The sequence below is a fragment of the Desulfovibrio gilichinskyi genome, from assembly GCF_900177375.1.
In the GTDB taxonomy this organism is placed as follows: Bacteria; Desulfobacterota; Desulfovibrionia; order Desulfovibrionales; family Desulfovibrionaceae; genus Maridesulfovibrio; species Maridesulfovibrio gilichinskyi.
On record NZ_FWZU01000001.1, the window covers coordinates 793,123 to 813,112 of the forward strand.

General features: G+C 42.2%; 13 protein-coding genes. 8 read left to right on the forward strand and 5 right to left on the reverse strand.

Going from position 1 to position 19,990, the window contains the following annotated elements; all coding sequences use genetic code 11:
* Positions 1-239 precede the first annotated feature (239 nt).
* Together rdrA and rdrB are read left to right on the forward strand one after the other, a co-directional pair.
* Positions 240-3,371 carry an antiviral RADAR system adenosine triphosphatase RdrA gene (gene rdrA / locus B9N78_RS03750; protein WP_085098503.1) on the forward strand — a complete coding sequence of 1,044 codons (3,132 nt, stop codon included), beginning with the start codon at positions 240-242 and terminating at the stop codon, positions 3,369-3,371.
* Between the two features lie 72 nt (positions 3,372-3,443).
* Positions 3,444-6,041 carry an antiviral RADAR system adenosine deaminase RdrB gene (gene rdrB, locus B9N78_RS03755; protein WP_085098505.1) on the forward strand — a complete coding sequence of 866 codons (2,598 nt, stop codon included), beginning with the start codon at positions 3,444-3,446 and terminating at the stop codon, positions 6,039-6,041.
* Between the two features lie 86 nt (positions 6,042-6,127).
* Here the strand turns inward: rdrB and B9N78_RS18245 are convergent, their stop codons facing one another.
* The 5 genes from B9N78_RS18245 to B9N78_RS03780 all read right to left on the reverse strand — a co-directional run bounded on the left by B9N78_RS18245 (position 6,128) and on the right by B9N78_RS03780 (position 9,963).
* Positions 6,128-7,048 (reverse strand): hypothetical protein, encoded by a 921-nt coding sequence (locus tag B9N78_RS18245; protein ID WP_085098508.1) that lies wholly within the window; start codon positions 7,046-7,048, stop codon positions 6,128-6,130.
* Positions 7,049-7,071: 23 nt separating this feature from the next.
* Positions 7,072-8,034: a tetratricopeptide repeat protein gene (locus B9N78_RS03765; RefSeq protein ID WP_085098510.1), complete on the reverse strand. Its 963-nt coding sequence runs from the start codon at positions 8,032-8,034 to the stop codon at positions 7,072-7,074.
* 85 nt (positions 8,035-8,119) lie between these two features.
* The gene (locus B9N78_RS03770; protein WP_085098513.1) at positions 8,120-8,866 is read right to left on the reverse strand and encodes a hypothetical protein; all 747 of its coding nucleotides are present in this window, start codon (positions 8,864-8,866) and stop codon (positions 8,120-8,122) included.
* The gene (locus tag B9N78_RS03775; protein WP_085098516.1) at positions 8,856-9,422 is read right to left on the reverse strand and encodes an early set domain-containing protein; all 567 of its coding nucleotides are present in this window, start codon (positions 9,420-9,422) and stop codon (positions 8,856-8,858) included. The genes B9N78_RS03770 and B9N78_RS03775 overlap by 11 nt, the downstream gene beginning before the upstream one ends.
* A complete protein-coding gene (locus tag B9N78_RS03780) occupies positions 9,415-9,963 on the reverse strand; it encodes an RNA polymerase sigma factor (RefSeq protein ID WP_085098519.1) in 549 nt (182 codons plus the stop codon). The genes B9N78_RS03775 and B9N78_RS03780 overlap by 8 nt, the downstream gene beginning before the upstream one ends.
* 235 nt (positions 9,964-10,198) lie before the next feature.
* Between B9N78_RS03780 and B9N78_RS03785 the strand changes: the two genes are divergently transcribed.
* The 6 genes from B9N78_RS03785 (at position 10,199) to B9N78_RS03810 (ending at position 19,968) form a co-directional block, all read left to right on the forward strand.
* Positions 10,199-10,444, forward strand: coding sequence for a CopG family ribbon-helix-helix protein (locus B9N78_RS03785; RefSeq protein WP_085098521.1), 246 nt, complete (start codon positions 10,199-10,201; stop codon positions 10,442-10,444).
* Entirely contained in the window at positions 10,431-10,715 is a 285-nt protein-coding gene (locus B9N78_RS03790) for a type II toxin-antitoxin system RelE/ParE family toxin (protein WP_085098524.1), read from the forward strand. The genes B9N78_RS03785 and B9N78_RS03790 overlap by 14 nt, the downstream gene beginning before the upstream one ends.
* Before the next feature lie 349 nt (positions 10,716-11,064).
* Positions 11,065-15,564, forward strand: a complete 4,500-nt coding sequence (locus B9N78_RS03795) for an AAA family ATPase (RefSeq protein ID WP_085098527.1) — start codon at positions 11,065-11,067, stop codon at positions 15,562-15,564.
* Positions 15,565-15,809: 245 nt separating this feature from the next.
* Positions 15,810-18,065, forward strand: coding sequence for a methyl-accepting chemotaxis protein (locus B9N78_RS03800; protein WP_085098531.1), 2,256 nt, complete (start codon positions 15,810-15,812; stop codon positions 18,063-18,065).
* 291 nt (positions 18,066-18,356) lie between these two features.
* Positions 18,357-19,226 carry a substrate-binding domain-containing protein gene (locus B9N78_RS03805; protein WP_085098534.1) on the forward strand — a complete coding sequence of 290 codons (870 nt, stop codon included), beginning with the start codon at positions 18,357-18,359 and terminating at the stop codon, positions 19,224-19,226.
* The gene (locus B9N78_RS03810) at positions 19,219-19,968 is read left to right on the forward strand and encodes a 4Fe-4S binding protein (protein ID WP_085098538.1); all 750 of its coding nucleotides are present in this window, start codon (positions 19,219-19,221) and stop codon (positions 19,966-19,968) included. The genes B9N78_RS03805 and B9N78_RS03810 overlap by 8 nt, the downstream gene beginning before the upstream one ends.
* Positions 19,969-19,990 lie beyond the last annotated feature (22 nt).

Genomic DNA, 19,990 nt, shown 5'->3' on the forward strand with positions numbered 1-19,990 from the left:
AGGTAAGAATAAAGAGAAAGATAATATGGCACTCTTTTACTTACACTCCACCTCGCCATTCCGCTTTTAGCTATAAAATCAGTTAAAACTACGAGCAGGACATTATTATAAAATATCTATCCTTTCCCTTAAACAAAGTATAAAGTGTTCCGAGTTTTATGCACTTATACAGATATATTTTACACATATAAGAGCTATGCTTCTGATTTAACTATTTCTTACGAGGGTAAATATATACTATGTCTTCAAATACTGAATCCAACAAAATTGTATTGAATGTTAATAAAAGCGAATATGGGTATAAACTTGAGACTGAGGAGGTTTGGCAAAAAGATGCAGCGAGCCGTTTATGTAAATCTCTTAAAAGAATAGGCGAGCAAGCAAAACATTATAAGAGAGAGCGTAAAGATAAGTCCTCTGAGAATTTAACATATGATGCACATGATGCTATTTTTGTTTCTGCTGGGCGTGGATGCGGTAAAACAGTATTTCTAAGAAATGTTAAGCCAATATGGGAAGAAAGCGATGAGTTCAAGAATGATATCAAACTACATTTCTGTCCCCCTATAGATCCAACTTTACTGGCGGGCAATGACAACTTCGTAAATGTTGTTATCGCTCATTTATATATCCAGATAGATAAAGAAATAAAAACTGGTAATCACAAAGATAAAAATGAGTTCTATAAAAAGCTTTCGCGCCTTGCTGACTCAGTTGCGCAATCTGAAAACCGTGATGAACTGCCCGGCATAGATCGTATTATAAGCTACAAATCCGGCATTCAATTGGAAGACGCTTTTCATTCTTTTGTTGAAGGCTGCCTTGATATTTTAAATACAGATGCCATAGTTCTACCTATTGATGATGTTGATATGGCTCTTAGAAAGGCATTTGATGTTTTAGATGTTGTGCGCCGCTTATTGTCCTGTCCTTATATCATTCCTATTGTCAGCGGAGATGAGGATCTATATCGCCCGATAATACAAGACTACTTCCTTCATGGTGAAAACACCGGAAAAGAAAAGCTACTTGCAGAAGATCAAGCAGATGATCTCACAGATGCGTATATTACAAAAATTTTCCCCAATCAACATCGTGTAACATTGCTTTCTCTCGACATGCTAATCTCAAATATGATTATTAACGACAGTAACGCAAAAAAGAATAAAAGACCTTCAATTCGAGATTATTATGCAGCAGTAGAAGCCGAGCTGTGCCCTCTTGTAAACGGACAAGAAAATAGCTTTGATTACCCACTCCCAAAAACGCCACGACAGCTTATCCAGCTTACGCGCTCTTTTCCTCCTTCCATTTTGGAGCAATACAATGATGAAAACCAGCCAGACACAACGGCTGTAGCTAATTATGAGAAAGATTATAAATCATCATTTTGGTACGATTTTCAAAACTTCGCAGAGTCTAGACGTCATGGGACAGCATACATAGTTGCCACAAGCGAACAGGCTTTGATTCAAATGAGGATAGCTACAGATGTCCAAAAAAATGAACATCCACAGCCTAGATTACCCATGAGAGAATTGCTCGCATTTAACATCTCATTACAAGCGAATCATGATACAAACTGGAAAGAATACTCATATTATAGAAAAGTACTTGAAGGACTTTTAGATCCTGAAAATGATAAGACACCAAGCAGTATAAAAAAACAGGCTTACCTTTTCAAATCAATAAAAGATGCAAGGATATTTCGGAGTATGCCTATTACAGAGTTTTACATAGATCCTCTATATATAACTCAAAAAAACTTGCCGAAAAAAGGCGAAACACCTCTCTGGCTTGCAATTTATCTACATAAAGATTTTTACGGAGCATCCCAATCACAAAGAGTACAGCTATTTTTCGGTAGAGCTTTCGAACTTGTTGCAGATTCGTTACTGCTTGCAAGTGACGGCATTAAAGATGCTCGAAAAAAGTTATGGAAAAAGTACCTTACTGAGCTACTAGCCCTGCCGCCTTTTCATTCTTCTTATTCACTGAACCCGACAAAAGTTCTCGAATTCGAAGATGAGAATCCAGACGAGGATCAAGGCGAGGACACACCATCAGAAGTAAGTGAGGATCGAAGCCTGATGCCTACGCCTGACGCTATCAAAGAATTCGCGGCACAAATAGCTGACTGGGAACTTGAGCACAAAGACATTATCCAGCCTTGCCAAAAAAAAGGACTCACTCACCTACTGCTCTTTGTAATGAATAAAGTTTTCACACAGATGCATCTTTTGAAAATAGGTGAAACGATTAAGGGCAATCACGCTACTCATAGTGCAAGACGTTTTGAATATGTCCTGATAAACGCCTTCGCAAGTTTTATGAAAGAAAAGCCTGTAGTATTGCAAAATGTTTTAACAGAGACATCAAGCGAATCATTAAAAGATATTGATGCACTGTTTACCCGTTCATCTACACTGAGAACAAATATCAAAGAGTATATTGGAGTACGGAAAGGTGATTCTTTTGAAGAAATAACCACCAATAAGACTAGTGAAGATATGATCCAAGACGGAGTTCAGGTTAAGAAACTTGACACGGACCAAAAACTTTTACGTGCAATTTGGCTTCATCCTCTTTTCAGAGCAATTGATGGCAAGGGACCGGAATTTAAACTGGGGTCAAAAACTTATTCCAACGATTCTGATCAAAAAGATGCAGAAATAGCTATCTTTAAGGGTTTATCAGATAAAAAAATTGCAACACTATCAACCCATAAGACTCTTGAGACACTAACTAAATGTAAAGTAGAAATGAAAAAAAGAAAGCTAGATTCAAGCAGTTTAACGAACGAACACCAACATTTATATGAGATGCTAAACGCAAAATACTTCGATAAGTTGAAATCTACAAATGACAAAGAACAATCTCTCTTTCAAGAAGCAGTCGCCTCTGGCAACATGACTACACTTAGATTTTTACTAGAATTAGCACCTGTTTCAAAAGTAAATATGGGCCAGTGGCAAGGAGCTGCTTTAACTGCAGCTACAATGAACAGAGTCAAAATGTTAGGTATTTTGAAAGACAATAAAGTTGATTTTACCTTTGAGAGTGTAGTTTATAGTGGACAAAAACTCCCCAAAGCTAATTTTAATAACTTCTCACTTAAAAATGCAAAATTCATTGAAACAATATTAACTGATGCCAAGTTTTATAATTCAAATTTATCTGAAGCAGACTTCACAGGTGCAGACTTAAGAGGTGCGAAATTTGATGACGAAACAATATTTACTAACACGCTAATATCAAGAACAATATTCAACGAAAAAGACTTCAACAATCTAGATTTAAGTAAAGCAAAATTAGAGTCTGTTGTCTTGATAGATGAGAATGAAGATTCCCAAGTCATATCATTTAAATAACAAATCATCACATACAGACTACAATATAGACCGACACAAAAAAGCACCAACTAACACGCAAGCAGGACCTAAATGCTCCAACTAGACTTAGAATGGCTAACACCAGTCTCCTTGCTCAAATCCGACCGCTGGCTGGCACACTTTGCGTCCAACAAAGCGGCTATACTTACCAGCAATTCTCCCGACAAATTACGAGCATTGGCTACTAGTGCTTTGATGGACTACCAGTTCTACCACCCTACTCCTTTTCGTAAGGAAGATTGTGCGCATGCATTGGACCGCTGGGTAAGTTTTGAAAGTGAATCTTGGGATGTGCTTGAATGTCTTGGCAGGCTAAACAAGGAACTATTGCATTGGCAAGGCGACTGCTTTGTTGCGAAACCAGCAAAGCTCGAATTATGGTCCGCGTTTATTGCCAGAATAGATCCTGTCTGGATTATTGCGCACGGTTATGCTCAAATGATACATCAGAATCTTTTCAATGTTGAACAGCTTCTGGGTAGTGATCAACAGCAGGGCGGCTTTGCATTGCGCAAAGATTATAAAGGTAAAAAGTATGCTGATAACCATGTCCATCTAGGGGGACACGGGGATTATTCACTGGCGCTGATTGAATTTTCTTTAAACAGCTTGAAAACGAAGGACAGCTTTTGGCCTCCCATGCCAGAATGCCCCACCTATGAAAGCGGCTCGCGAAGTAAGCACGAGCTTCCTTACCTTGTCCGCTGGTTTTGCGACTACCAACTATACAATATATTCGAAATTGGTTCACCTGAATGGCTAAATTTTGAATCGCTAAACATTTCGTCAGTACCTTCAACAGCCTGCGATCATGTTAAGCTTTGCGAAGCTCAAACCACCTCACAACGCTTAATTAAAGCAGCCTGCGATGAACAATATCCAGCTCAGCAACGGTGGATTCTTTTAGCAACGGGATTTCTGTATCAGGACCTATACGAAAAAGAATCATCCCGTGATGACGATAACAGCTCAAGTAACCGCAACTATGCTCTCAGAGCATTCATTCACGGTTCAAATATTTTCCGTTCTGCCATGATTGTAAGTGGCACAGGGCTTGGAACTTTTGTCGACCACTTCAGATTTAGCAAAAGAAAGGCTTCCGGCAAGAGAATAGGAAGCAGTAAAGATCCATACAAAGATCATTCCCTCAGCACTGACAGCGAAAGCAATATTTACAGAGAATTTAAAATTTCGCCCGCCGTGGTAAAGCCAGACTGGCTTAAAAGTGAGGCCGCACGGCTTACAAGTATAAACCGCGACAGTAACAACCACTACGCCATACATTTTGTTCGCTCACTCGGTGATAATAAAGAACGTCTAGATAAGTTGCAGACGAAGAAACGTAAATCTCTCCATAAAGAATTACGTAAACTACAACGACATATGAGTTCTGTTGGTTTACAAAATGACAGGACTCAAAAAACTATTACGGATGAACCAGAAAGCCTTAATTTATTGAGACTAGTGCGCGGAATTGACGTTGCTGGCAATGAAAATGACCTGCCTATTGAAATATTCGCTCCGACAATCAGGGCTTTGCGCGGAAGACGCCATGCAGAGGTTTCAGGTTTACTACGTCCTGAACGGAAAATGCATCTAACTATTCACGCAGGTGAGGATTATTCACACATTATCAGCGGCTTGCGATCATTAGATGAAACCATCACCTTTTGCGACTATCAACACGGAGACCGTATCGGGCATGGCTTAGCCCTTGGAGCAGATATTGATCAATGGGTGCAGCAACAGCAACGCGTTTATTTAACAGTCGGCGAGCATCTGGACAATCTCGTTTGGACCCATCATATGGCGCACAGCATCTTAGAATATGTACCTCGTCTTGCGGGAGTAATGAATATACTAGAGCGCAAAATCTCAAAGTGGTCTTCCCATATATGGAAAGAGGCTAAACTTCCTTCAGACCTATATCATGCATGGCTTCTGCGCCGAAACTGCCCAAGATCATTATTTTCTGAAGGAGCTATGGTTGAAAAGGCTCAGAAGAATATAATGCCTCATGAAGCTATATTGCTCATGCCGGATTTGCCTTTCATTCGCATGAAAAACAATATTAATGTCACTGATTTATGGCGCGATTATCTATATAGCAATCAGTTCAAAGAGAATGTACCTGGAATGCACGACGGACTTTGCATCAACCTTTGCGAGTCACCTCCGGCACATACCCATAACGGTGGAGAGCATCTTTCTGACACAATGAGCAAGCCAGAGCTGGAGCTTATTACAGCAATTCAAGACCTTTTAATCCAGAGATATAGCCAGATGGGTATTACCTTCGAAGCCTGCCCGACATCTAATATTTATATAGGAAGGTTTAAAAGCTACGAAGAGCATCCACTTTTTCGCTGGTATCCGCCAGAAAATGCTCTCCTTGAGAAGGGAGGTAAATATAACACATTCGGACTACGCTCAGGTCCACTTTCCGTATGCATAAATACCGATGACGCAGGGCTTATGCCAACGACCATTGAAAATGAACATCGTGTCATCAAAGAAACCGCGATCAATTATTTTAATGTAAGTACTGAAGTTGCAGATCTCTGGATAGATAGACTACGCCAAATTGGTGTAGATATTTTTCAACGCAACCATTTGCAATTGAAAAATGAGAACAATGAAGGACTCTAAAAACAAATTTCGAAAACCTTGCTTCCAATTGGAAGCAAGGTTTCATTTTATTAATATAATTTAGTTATATTATACAAGCATAGTGGTTACTTACTTCCACCGCCGTTTCCATTTCCGCCACCATTACCCCCGCCGTTTCCGTTTCCACCACCGCCACCGTTGCCACCGCCGCTATTTCCGCGACCGCCGCTGTTACCACCACTATTGCCGCCGGCACTATTTCCGTTTCCGCCGCCACTACCGGCACCATTTCCATTACCGTTACCAGGAGAATCGGCAGAACCACTTTTCGCAGAGGATGAGGTACGGCTTAGCCCAAGCCCCTTACCATTTCCATTTCCCCTTGCACCGGGAGTGCTGGCTGCTCCAGTTTCAAGATTACGAGACGTAAGGCTGTTTTTGCCATAGGCTTTTCCTTTGTTCTTGGAATAAGCCACATCAGTCGACAGTGCATTTTTACTTCGCACAGTATTAACAGCACCATATCTATTGGTATGTCCCAGACCTAAAACAGAAGGATGTACACCTAGTTCGTGAGCTATTTCGCCCCATCCCATGCCTGCATCACGCATATCAGCAATGTCCGCTGAAGTAATTCCGGCAGCCGAGGCCACTGCGGCGTCCGCTGTTTCTGTTGCTGCAGTCAAAGCTTCTTCTGCATCGGCTATAGCTTCTGGATCGCCGAGTTCAACTGCGCTGTCATAGGCAGTCTGCGCGGCACTTAAGTCCGCTTCTGCCTGAGACAAAGCTTCAGCACTTGTCCCTGCTGCGGCTGCTGCCAGCGCATCAGCTTTTTCAAGCTGTGAGGGGCTGGTAAATCTGGATTCAATGGTATCCGTTTCTACGGTTTCATCAGAAACTTCCTGAGTATCAGTAGTTTCCGTATTAGTTGTTTCTGTGGTTTCAATAGAATCCGTAATTTCAACATCCTGAGCACGTACTGCTGTTGCAGACAATAGCAGGGAACTTAAGAACGCGACTATAAAGTAATATTTTATAACTCTCATTTTCAATTCTCCTTAAAGGAAGATTAGTTAGCTTCTGTTATGAACAACACTGTTTCATCTATTGATTTTAAACCTTCGGAGGTCTCAACTTCATCCGGTACGTCAAACCAGCTGAGTAGGATGCGCTTTGGATCTATATCACCATGACCCGCCAAAATCTGGTGGCGAATTTCAATGCTCCTCATCCTGGCCAGCGCTTTGTCTCCTTTTACAAAGGATATTACGTTGATTTTCAGATCCTTATTGCTATCCATGATCGCGGCAATTACAGATGTGGAGCTCATGGATTTATAACTCATATCGGATTTACCCTGTTTGAATTCAGGAGTTTTTAAAGTCAGAACTCGCTGTCCTATCAGGTAATTACGATAGGAGAAATCCCCCAGTGAATTTAGACGAAGAACGGCGCGCATCGCCCTGACACCATCAGGATAATAATCCAGATACTTTTTCCATTCTTCTGTCAGCTCCTCGCGTTCGCCAATCTGCCACTTCGCTTCCGCTCTGTTAAAAAGAGCTTCAGGGTTATATGGGTCCTTTTTGATTACCTTGTCATAACAGGCTATAGCTTCTGTCCATTTACCACGATCAAAATAACTGTGGCCAAGGTAAAGAGTTGCTGAAGTATGATCAGGTTCTATTTCAATGACCTTATTGTAAGACTTGAATTCATTTTCGAAGTCTGCCAGAGCCCAATGATTAATTCCTAACCATAAGTTGTATTCCGCATTGTCCGGTTCAAGCCGGACAGCCTTTTTAAAGGCGGGAAGTGATTTTTGCGCTTTTCCCTCAGCCAAGTAGCATCTGCCCAGAAAATAAGCTGCATCTGCGTCTTGAGGATCTTCCCCGAAAGATCTCTGCATTTCATCTATACAGCTGTCATATTTCCTGTTTTTCAAGTAGTATGAACCTGTCATATAGCTGGTACATGAACACAGCATTGTGACTAAGGTTAAGGCTGTTGCTACAATCCTGACTGATTTCATTTAACTCTCCATTAATGGTTTTGCTATGTAATGAGCACTCATTATAATATACGTTCAGATATGCTTATAGGTCACATTAATTTGTTTATTTTCTATTTCTTTCTGTGAAACCTATTTTCACCATCAGGTCAGCCAATGAGCCTTTTTGCTTAAGGACTTCAATAACGGCGGTGTAAAAGTCAGAATCGGAAAGACCTTTTAGCCTGACCACATCAGCAACTCTTGAAATGTTTTTCCAGCTGCCATTCAGAGAACCGCTCTCAAGCCCGACTGTAACTATTTTTTCTATCAGTTGCGGATCAAAATCGATTCGGGCCAATTCTCCTGCCATGGAAAAAGCAGTGCCGAGAATTTCCGGTCCAAGACTAAGTCCATATTTTTCGATGCAATGCTTTATAAATTCAGTGGATAAACCTTCGTTGGCGGCGACTGTTCCGGGAATTACAATAGGTTGTAGTGCTACCCCGCCATTTTCCGAAACAACTATGAGAATAAATGAAAAGTTGTCGTGCATGCGGCGCAAGGCGGCTAGAATCAAAGGACCGCGAACTCGTTTGCCCAGCCCTTCATCCAGTTTTTCTAAAAAGATATCTGGAGGGTATCCTTGTTCACAAACATCAATCAGAATATCAAGTATAGATTCGGCATCCTTTGCATTGATTCTTGAGTCCAGAACAGCGGCAAGAAGCCTGTTGACGGATTTCTCGTCGGCAGTGCAAACAGATACACGCTCTACAGCATCTTCAAGGCCGACAGCATGCGAAACGTGAGGAAAAGCAAAACAGAACACCGCCAGCAGCAAGCAGGCAAATAAGGATCTGTTATATTTCATATTCACTACTCCGCACAAATTTTATTGAATTGACACTGCCAAAACCGTCTTTTCGCGAAAAATCAGCGTGCGGATCAGGAACAACTTCTACTCCGTTAACCAGAAAAACGTACTCATGATCACCGGGCGGCAAACGGGTTTCATATACCCAGACTCCCCTTTCTTTATCATAGCGCATGCGGGAAGACTCGGCTGACCAACTGTTAAAAGACCCCATAACAGCAACATGCTTTATTGAGCCTGAATGTGACGCAAATTCAAAGCGCACCGGAACAGAATGATCTTCAACCATGTGTCCCGTATCCGTTTTAGGCACTAAGAAGAAAATCATCACAATCAACGCCGTTCCCAAAGCCATTCTTAAAGGTGTCAGCCGCAGATTAAATGGGGAATTGAGCCAGCAAACAACTATTTTCCACAATGGCTTATTAGCTTCATGAACCGAGTCCATAACTGATCTGGAAAATGCGTGCGGGACTTTCCTTACTTCCATTTGCTTTAGTTCGGCAGCAAGTTTCAAGTCTTCTGCATTCAACATTTCGTTCTTATCAGTCATTTTGTTCCTCCAGTCTTTTCCTTAGCATCGCAAGCCCTCTTTGAATGCGCATCTTGGTTCCACTCAGACCTAATCCTGTCAGTTCCGCCACTTCTTTAAGGGACAAATCCTCCCTGAACCGCATAAGAAGAGGTTCTGTATACCCCAAAGGAAGATTTTCGATAAGTGTATACAATTTTTCAGCATCTCGCATATCTTCCATCACCTTAATTTCATTTGTCATATCAGGGTAGTCGGCTATATTTTCCGGAACATAAAAAAGGTCATCAAATTTTTTCTTACTACGCAAACGGTCACGGGCGACATTCAAACTGAGAGCATACAACCACGAAAAAAATCGCCCGCCTCGAAATTTGTTCAGTTTTTTAAAAGCCTTGAGAAAAGCTTCTTGCGCTATATCATCTGCCTCATTTTCATCGCGAAATATTCTAAACATTAAATTATAGATTGGAGATTGATATTTGAGCACAAGAATTTCGAAAGCTTGAACCTCGCCGTTCAAGACTTTTTTCACCACAGACATTTCATTCTCAATGCTCATGAATTCTGGCACTTCCTTTTATTTTACGTAACATCCTGTCTATATCTATATACGCAGATAAGATCTGATTGGTCACATTTTTTTGGAATAAATCTTTTATCAATGAGATTGGAAGTATCTGTGAAAGAAGTTTAGCGAGACAAGCTGTCATCATAATATTTTTGATGCACGATCTAATTACTTCTCTGTTGACTACAATGTATACAATGCATACATTGTGTAAAAGGAGTTAATTATGAGCACAGTAACCGCCCGCGTTTCAGACGAAACAGCATCAAGATTGGATGCTCTTGCAAAGGCCACAAACCGCAGCAAGTCGTTCCTTGTCGCAAGTGCACTTGAGCGTTTTTTAGAAGAGCAGTCATGGCAGATAGCACAGACTATTGATAGCTTAGAACAAGCTGATAATGGCGAATTTGCAACATCCTCTGAAGTTCAGGATGCTTTTGATAAGTGGGGGCTGAAGGTTGAAGCTGACTAAAATCCGTTGGACGAAGAACACAATTAGAGATCTGAACTCCATCCGAAGCTACTTAGCCGAGCAATCAGATGAAAAAGTAATGCAGCTTGAAGCTCAACGCATATGGGACGGCTGCCAACGGCTAAAACAGTTCCCTGAAAGCGGTCGCCCGGGGCGTGTCCCCATGACACGGGAAATTGTCATCTCACCTTATATTATACCCTACCGTATTCAGGGTGAATACGTTGATATTCTTAATATTTTTCATTCTTCGCAACAGTTTATTTATTGAGGGGGTGCTGCGTATCCGTCATAGTATAGTGCAGTTCACTGTCCCCGCATCTTCACCTCCCTCCATTTTTCTAAAACAACATGTCAAACTGCCCGTTTCCAATAAGAAACGGGCAGTGGCTTTTTGCCTCAACACTCCCCCACTCTAATACCCCAACATTTTCCATCCTCTCATTCCCATAACCAAATCACGAACATTTAACTGATCTTAAAGAAAGAATGTTTTGTAATATTTAAATATAATTGTTTCAAAAAAAGGACATGTAATCTACCATGTAACGTAATATAATATTAATTCAGGCGTTACATGATAATAGTCAGTTGAATTTTTCTTGAAGGAGGAGTGTCCTTTGAAGGATAAATTTGAAAGCATCCGAGAAGTAAAGAATATCCACGAGGCTCAATTAAACATACCCACAAAGCTGTATGGTCGAGAAAAGGCCATAGGCTGTATGGTTGACGTTTTCGAGCGAGCTTGCGGAGGTAAGGGGCTTCTTATGCTTGTTCCGGGATATTCCGGCGTAGGTAAAACATCGCTTGTTCAACAGCTCAAGTCGCCGATCGCCCAGCGCAACGGATTCTTCTGCCAAGGTAAATTCAACCAGTTTCAACAGGGTGTCCCCTACTTCGCTATCCAACAGGCCATGACCGACCTGCTGAATCAGCTTCTCGGCGAAGATGAAGCTCGCCGGAATGAGTGGAAGCAGAAACTGCTCGAAGTTATGGGAGACCTGGGTCAACTGCTGATTGATCTGTCACCGAAGTTTGAAATTTTCATTGGCCGGCAACCGAATGTGGCAAAAATAAGTCCATTGGAGGCACGCCACCGATTCATCGTTTTTTTTAAAACCATCCTTCAGGTCTTCTGCAAGCCTGATCACCCGCTGGTCCTGTTCATTGACGACTGGCAATGGGCCGATGCAGCCTCAATAGAACTCCTAAGGCAGATTGGACTCAGTGATGATCTTAATTATTTTCTTATCATTGCGGCATATCGTAACAACGAGATCAATGAAAAGCATCCTTTTGCAATGGCTCTGAACGTGTTGCGCCAGCTTGGAAGTCCGATAACGACACAAGAAGTCAAGCCTCTGGGATTTGATGATGTCGGGCAATTTGTTAATGATGCTCTGAAACCCTTGGTCGAGAACTTTGCAGGGTTAACAAAAATTATTCATGACCGGACACAGGGCAATCCGTTCTTTATGCATGCTTTTCTGAAATACATCTACGATTGCGGAACGCTGCGTTATGACTCTGTAGAAAATATTTGGCGTTGGAACGTGGACCAGGCGGATATGGAAAAATTTCCCGAAGACGTAGTTGAAGTATTCACAAACCGTTTTCGTCAATATGACCACAAAAAACAAAAGTTACTTTTCCAAGCGGCAAGCCTGGGCAATGAGTTCGAATTGTCACAGCTGTGTATGGTTAGCGGTTATGACCTTGAAACCTGTCTCAATCTTTTGAGTAGTGAAATCAGGAAACAGTTTCTTATTGCGCTTACCGGAGAATCAAAGACTATAGATAATGGACAGATGCCGACTTACCTTCGATTTGTCCACGACCGGGTGCAACAGGCTGCGTATAATCTTATTCCTGAAGAATCCCAACCGGCTGAGCAACTTGCAATCGGCAGAGTGCTTTTGAAAAACTTAGATTTGGATCAGGCAAATTTGTCCGATCATCTTTTCGAAATTACAAGACACATGAACGCGGGCAAACATCTTCTTAATGATCCCGAAGAACGTATTCACTTACTGGAACTGAACGTTCGGACAGCTCGCAAGGCTAAGTTGGCCACAGCCTTCAAAGCTGCACTGGATTTTCACAGAGAAGCAGGAGCGTTACTGGAGGATGCGGCTACAGCTGAAAATGCTTGGGAAATACATCATGATCTGACCATGGCGTTATATCTGGAATGGGCAGAGACTGAATTTCTCGAAGGAGATAAAGACAAATCGGAACGGCATGCACAGACTGCACTGGATAAGGCCAGAACTCCTCTTGAAAAAGCTGAAGCACAGCGAGTGCTGATTGTTCAGTACACCTTACAGGCGCGATACCCTGAAGCCATCGCGGCCGGACGCGGCGGCCTTGAAGCTCTCGGCATATCATTGCCAGAGGCGGACTACAAAGTCATGCGGAATATAGGGATCAAACAGGTACGCGCAAACATCAAAGGAAAACAAGTAGGCTCGTTTTTCGATATGCCGATTATGAGTAATCCTGAAATGAGCAAGGCCACGCAATTGCTTATTACCTTGGGGCCGCCCTGCTATCGTTCCCATCAACAGTTATGGTCAGTGCTTGTAACTACTGTGGTCAACATTATTCTGCAATACGGGAATATGCCAGAGGTCGGTTACAGCCACACGGCCTTGGCCGGTCTGCTAATCTGGGCGGAGAATGATTTCGCTCTTGCCCGTGAATTTACCGACCTTTCGGTCAACCTCATGACGCAGAAATTTGAGGCTCCTGCCGACAGAAGTGTTTTCTATCTCATGATCGGCAGTTCGGCCAGACATTGGTTTTTCCACATGAACCGTTCCAGTCAGGACTATGCGGACGCTTATGAAGTCGGCTCGCGGTTCGGCAATTTGCAATACGCGGCCTACGCCTTCGGACACGACATGTATTGCCGCTTTTTTCAGGGAACGCCCTTGCAAGAGCTGCGAAAAGAGACAGAAAACTCGCTGAACTTCAGTCGCACACGCTACAATCAATGGGCAATTGATCTTTTGGAGGGAGGTTGCCACATCATCGACGAATTGACCGGCGAGGATGCGGAACACAAAAGCGATCCAAACTGGGAAGAAAAATATTTTCAGGCTGTAGACGAGCATCATAACATTCAGGTTGCCTGTATTTACAAGGTTATCCGATCATTTGAGCTGTACATTATGGGCAAATTTGAGCAGGCCATTCGATTTTCAGATCAGGCTAACGCTATCATTTATACTGTCGGACTTCAGGGGCTGCTCCCATGGCCGGAACATCTGCTCATCCGTTTCATGATTCATGCCTCCATGTATGAAAAGCAGGATGATGATACCCGTGCCCTCTGGGACGAAGAGATGAATTCGACCCTCGAACGGTTCAAAGTCTGGGCTAAACACTGTCCGTCCAACTATGAATTTAAATACTATCTGGCCCAAGCAGAACTGGCTCGTTTGCATGAACGTAACGAGGAATCAATTGTATTTTACGAGCGTGCCATAAGTGCAACGCAAGAAGGAAGCTTTTTGCAATGGCAAGGTGTTGCAAGTGAACGAATCGCCAGGCTTTGGGAAAGCCACGGTCTAGATCTTCACGCAGTAATTTACTGGCAACAGGCGTACAATTGCTATGACATCTGGGGCAGCTACATCAAAACGGCTTCCATAGAACAGAACTTTCAAGAACGGATGCTGCGCTTTTTTCCAAAGTCAACAGAAGGAGAATATAATAACCTGCTGGAGAACATTCGCAATACAATGGTAGTAAGGCAAGTGGAATTACTGCGGTCGCGAGAGAAGCAAAGCGAAGAAATATCTAAACGCAGAGATGCAGAGCGGCAGTCGCATGAGCTTACCCAAGCTACGGCACGACTGCGAGAAGAGGTGGCGCGGCGCAAGGAAATCGAAGAAAGGCTGAAAGAAAAAGAAGCAAGCCTGGTAGAAGCGCAGCGTTTAGCTAAAGTCGGCAGTTGGAAATTCGACCTGCAAACCGGAGAAATATGGGGGTCGGATCAAGGTTTTCAAATATACGGACTGGAGCCACCTGCTTCAAAGTTACTTCCAATTAAAAAGATTGAAGCATGCATTCCAGAAAAAGAACGAGTTAATCAGGCTCTCATGGATTTGATTAACAAAGAAAAGCCGTATGATATTGAGTTTGAGATTTTCCCGGCTGACGGATCAGCTCCAAAAATAATCATTTCCAAAGCAAACCTGATACGAGACAACAAGGGTAATCCAACACAAGTTACCGGAGTAATTCAGGATATTACCGAACGCAAGAATATGGAGCGACAGCTGGCGTATGCCCATAAACTGGAATCCATAGGCCAACTGGCCGCAGGTGTTGCCCATGAGATCAATACCCCAATTATGTATGTATTTGGAAATATCCATTTTCTGAAAAACTCAATGGACAGCATCACTCAACTTTTAGAAAAGTATAATACAATATATCAGCTTGTTAAGGACAAAAAAGATGCAACTTCATTCCTGCCTGTCGTGGAAAAGGCAATAAAGGATGCAGAATTGAACTTCCTGTTGGAGGAAATACCCAAAGCTATCATTGATTCAGAGAAGGGCCTCGATCGTGTTGCCCATATCGTTAAGGCCATGAAGAAATTCTCACATCCCGACATGGATGAAATGAAGATGATAGATGTCAACGATGCTGTGGAGAATACGATTACTATCGCGTATAACGAATGGCGGTACGACTCCGTTATTGTAAGGAACTTTGCAAAAGACCTCCCCCTGCTCCAGTTCACACCCGGCGATTTCAATCAGGTCATTCTAAATCTGCTGGTCAACGCTGCGCACGCTAACTCCGAAATGATCCGCAAGGCCGGAGGCAAAGGAACTATCTCTATTTCCACAATATCGGACGGAGAATCACTGAAAATATCCATCAAAGACACAGGAGTTGGTATTCCCTTAGAAAATCAACACAAAATTTTCGACCAATTCTTCACCACCAAGGAAGTCGGAAAAGGAACGGGGCAAGGACTATCAATCACTCACTCCATAGTGAAAAAACACGGTGGAACAATCACATTCAACACAGAAACAAACAAGGGAACTACTTTTGTTCTATATTTCCCTTTAAAACAGAAAGATCTGGATGGGATTTAGAGTTAGGCTGACAAGCTGGATTTTTCCAAATCCCCCCCTTGATGTTCTATGAAATCGCAGGGGGGATATTTCATGCATCAATCATAAATAAGTTTAATTATCTTAATACTAAAATTCAAAGTAACCATTATATTTCAAATTTAATATCAATCTTGCTCTGTGGCACAACATTTTATAATACGCTTATTAGAACTATTATGTGAATATTACTAATTAATAAATCTTAACAGGACATAGAAAAGAATATGAATTTCAAATCAATTAAAACAAAAATTATTCTCATGGCAGCATGCTGCCTTGCTGTTTCAGTAGCAGCTTTAATCAGTATTCAAATTATTAACCAAAACAAAACACAGACATTTGTTACCAGTGAAGTTGATAAACTTATTGAAGCTGCAACAAAAGTGAGCCTAATGGGCATCGCCAGATCTGAAGCAGGAGTGATTCGTGCAAAACTTGAAGTTAACATCAATACTGCAAGGACCATTGCAAGTACATTCAAGACATTACAGTCAAATCCTGAAATAAAAAATAATATTAACTTAAGAAACACATTTAACGATATTTTATTAACAGTTTTAAAAGATAATGATGATTTTTTGGGAACCTATAGTGCATGGGAGCCTAACGCACTTGACGGAGCAGATGCTACTTATGCTGGTAAAACAGCAGATGGTTATGATTCAAGCGGTAGATTCGTTCCTTACTGGAACAGAGATAAAAATGGTAAGATAGACCATCAGGCACTGGTAGGATATGAAGACAGCAGCCGGTACTCAAATGGAATAAGAAAAGGAGGCTGGTATCTTTCACCAAAAGAAAGTGGGCGTGAAAACATCCTCGATCCATTTCCATACATAGTACAAGGAAAACAGGAATGGCTTACCAGTATGTCCGTACCTATCGCAGTAAATGGGAAATTTCTTGGTATCGGAGGTTCAGATTTAAGACTCGCTTTTGTGCAAAACCTCTGTGAAAATGTCGCAAAGACTATTTACGATGGAAAAGCTACTCTCAAAGTAATCAGTCATCTAGGTATAATCGTAGCTGACAGCTCCAATCCTGAGAATGTAGGAAAACCAATCGATCAAACAGATTCTAAAAATTCTGATGAAGTAAAAGATCTTACCGCAAAAGGTAAAGCATATATCAACTTAGGTAAATCAAACGGACTTGTGCAGGTGATGGCTCCAATGCCCCTTGCAAAAACAGGAACACCTTGGTCTGTTTTGATTGAGGTTGATCGCAGCGTAGTTTTTGCAGACTCTATTAATCTAAATAAAGAAATGGAAGCTAATGCTTCAGATAGTCAGGCAACAGCTCTTCTTACTGGTGGCGGTATTGTTGTACTGGCATGTTTTGTTCTCTGGTTCCTCGCAGGGAATATTGTCGCCCCGATAAAGAAATCTGTTACTTATGCAGAAAGTGTTGCGGGAGGCGATTTTGAGCAAACTCTAGATATTAATCAAATTGATGAAATCGGAGTTTTGGCTGAAGCTCTTAAAAAAATGGTCGAAAATCTTGAACATAAGATTCTTGAAGCTGAAGAAAAAAGCAAAGCAGCTGAGCAGGAAGCTATAAGAGCAAATAAAGCCGTTGCTGAAGCTAATAAAGCTAAAGAGCAGGCTGCCAGAGCTGAAAGAGATGGCAAGCTGCAAGCTGCAAGCGAGCTGGAAGAAGTTGTCAGCATTGTAACCTCTGCTTCTGAACAACTTTCCGCACAAATTCAACAGTCAAACCGTAGTACCGAAGAACAGTCCTTTCAGATCAGCGAAACAGCAACGTCAATGGAAGAAATGAATGCAACTGTTCTAGAAGTTGCTAAAAATGCTTCAAACTCTGCTGACACAGCTAATTTAACTAAAGAAAAAGCTCAAACTGGTTCAAAGATAGTCTCCCAAGTTCTTACCAGCATGGAAGAAGTCCAGACGCTTGCTTTACAACTTAAAGAAGATGTTGCGACACTTGGAAAGAATGCTGAAAATATAGGGCAGGTTATGGAGGTTATTTCTGACATAGCAGATCAAACCAACCTTCTAGCACTGAATGCCGCAATCGAAGCAGCCAGAGCCGGTGAAGCTGGAAGAGGATTCGCTGTTGTTGCAGATGAAGTCCGCAAACTTGCTGAAAAAACTATGACAGCGACACAAGAAGTAGGAAAAGCAATTAGCGACATTCAAAACGGAACCAGAACAAATATAACTCACGTTGAAACTGCAGTTACAAAAATCAACGAAACTACAAAACTCTCAGGAGAATCTGGTGAAGCCCTCAATGCAATTGTTTCTTATGTGGAAGAAACCTCACAACAGGTCTATAGCATAGCTACAGCCTCTGAGGAGCAGTCAGCAGCAAGTGATGAAATTAACAGATCCCTTACTCAGATTGCTGAAATATCTTCTGAAACAACACGGGCCATGGAAGAATCAGCCAAAGCTGTTGAAGAAATGGCTAAACAAGCTCAGGTTCTCCAGAATCTCATAATCCATATGAAGAGCTAATCAGTCTTCAGCATCAAATAAAATAAGGCCGGAAACGGCCTTTTTTTATTTGGTAATTTTATAGTCATTCTCAAAACTAAATAGACTATCCTGACAATCAATTTATGTGTCAGGATGGCTATCCCATCCATAGAAAACCCCGATATATAGCCACGTCATTGATAAACAATAATAATTAGACACAGTTATTCATTACGACTATCAAAATTAGTTCAAACTATTATAAAATTTGTACCAATTTAAAAAATCAAAAAACCCAAAAAACACTCTATCCTTAACAAGGAGTTCCCTGTGGATGACAAAAAAACAGGAATGAATCGCCGAGCTTTCCTTAAAGGCGGCGGAGCGGCTCTTGCCGCGGCCGCGCTTACTGTTCCTGCTGCGGCCAGTGCGTCAACAACTGCTTCTGCTACAGGCCAATCGCTACAGGTTTGGTCGTGTGGAGGACTGGCAGAAGCTTTTATACAGGCCAATAAGATTTGGGAACAGAAAACGGGAATTCATATTTCCTATACAGGTGCATTCGCCGGAGCTCTCGGTAAGTCTTTACTCGGCAGTGCTCAAACTGAAGTATTTGCACCTCGCGTTCTCAGTTTAGCTAAAAAGCTGAAAGAACAGGGGAAAATGCTTTCTTTCCGTCCGCTGTGCTTTACAAAATATGTTCTGATTACGCCCAAAGGTAACCCCGCCGGAATTACATCAATAGCAGATCTCAAACGGTCCGAAGTGAAAACTCTGCTTTCCCCTGACTCTTCGCCTCCAGGTGGAGCTGCGGTTATGGGATTACTCAAAAAAAGCGGCGTAGTGAAAGAGGCTACTGCCAACGCTGTCCGGCTCGGATCATGTGTACAGCATGATGTCGCTGATGTTGCCAGCGGAGAATGTGATGCCTCCGTGGTTGAACTGCGCATCACGCGGTTGCCACGCTACAAGGATGCCTTTGACATCATAGATATCCCTGAAGAATTTTTTCCGGCACCTCCTATCCCGTTCAATATAGGTGTTATGAAATGGGCCAAGGATAAGAAAATGGCGGAAGAATACGTTAACTTTATATGTTCCGAGACTGGTCAGGCTTGTTTTGAGAACGCAGGTTTTATTCCCGCGCTTTCAGCGGAAGGCGAACGACTGGCTAAAAAATACGGAGTTATCGATGGCTAAATCACAATGGATTCGTCGTGTCATCCAAGCCGGATCGCTATATTTTCTTGGAACATTTTCCTACTACGGGGTATTCCGCTGTCCATTTGCAGTGCCATTTACAAGTTGCGAGAACTGCCCTGTCATTCAGTGTCCGGGTAAAAAAATATGGCTGAGTGCATGGATCGGCATTCTCATGTCCGCACTTATTTTCGGCAGAGCCTTCTGCTCCCACGCCTGCCCTGCCGGTATGGTCTCGGAACTGCTCAGCCGTTTTGCTATATTTAAAAGTAAGATTAAAGGTGCACTGGATAAAAGTCTTTCATACTTGAAATACGGCGTGCTGGCGGTGTCACTGTACTTGTTCTGGTTTATGCACAACCCGCGCTGGGCAGTACCTATCCGCACAGGAGAATTTATTCAGTCAACGGCGTTGACCTTTGAGCACGCTTTACCGATCTGGTTAATACGCACAGGTTTTGTCGTTGGAGCGTTAGCACTGAGTATTCTTATACCGCACTTCTGGTGCCGTTATCTATGCCCGACCGGAGCCGCGCTGGAGCCGTTTCGCAAATTCTCACTGTTTGGCTACAAGATGAATAAATCCTGCACTGATTGCGGCAAATGCAACAGGCTGTGTGATCTGGAAACCCGTCCGGCAGAGCATAACTGTAATAACTGCGGAGCCTGCAAATCAGTCTGCCCTGTTGAAGCTATTGAACTGAAAAGCAGTTTCTCATCATCTAATAAAGTTAAAAAATAACCAAAAAATATTTGCTTTTTAA

Bases quoted from the DNA above. Each gene is read 5' to 3' on its own strand.
- rdrA (WP_085098503.1), top strand. From the start codon at position 240: ATGTCTTCAAATACTGAATCCAACAAAATTGTATTGAATGTTAATAAA.
- rdrB (WP_085098505.1), top strand. From the start codon at position 3,444: ATGCTCCAACTAGACTTAGAATGGCTAACACCAGTCTCCTTGCTCAAA.
- B9N78_RS18245 (WP_085098508.1), bottom strand. From the start codon at position 7,048: ATGAGAGTTATAAAATATTACTTTATAGTCGCGTTCTTAAGTTCCCTG.
- B9N78_RS03765 (WP_085098510.1), bottom strand. From the start codon at position 8,034: ATGAAATCAGTCAGGATTGTAGCAACAGCCTTAACCTTAGTCACAATG.
- B9N78_RS03770 (WP_085098513.1), bottom strand. From the start codon at position 8,866: ATGAAATATAACAGATCCTTATTTGCCTGCTTGCTGCTGGCGGTGTTC.
- B9N78_RS03775 (WP_085098516.1), bottom strand. From the start codon at position 9,422: ATGACTGATAAGAACGAAATGTTGAATGCAGAAGACTTGAAACTTGCT.
- B9N78_RS03780 (WP_085098519.1), bottom strand. From the start codon at position 9,963: ATGAGCATTGAGAATGAAATGTCTGTGGTGAAAAAAGTCTTGAACGGC.
- B9N78_RS03785 (WP_085098521.1), top strand. From the start codon at position 10,199: ATGAGCACAGTAACCGCCCGCGTTTCAGACGAAACAGCATCAAGATTG.
- B9N78_RS03800 (WP_085098531.1), top strand. From the start codon at position 15,810: ATGAATTTCAAATCAATTAAAACAAAAATTATTCTCATGGCAGCATGC.
- B9N78_RS03810 (WP_085098538.1), top strand. From the start codon at position 19,219: ATGGCTAAATCACAATGGATTCGTCGTGTCATCCAAGCCGGATCGCTA.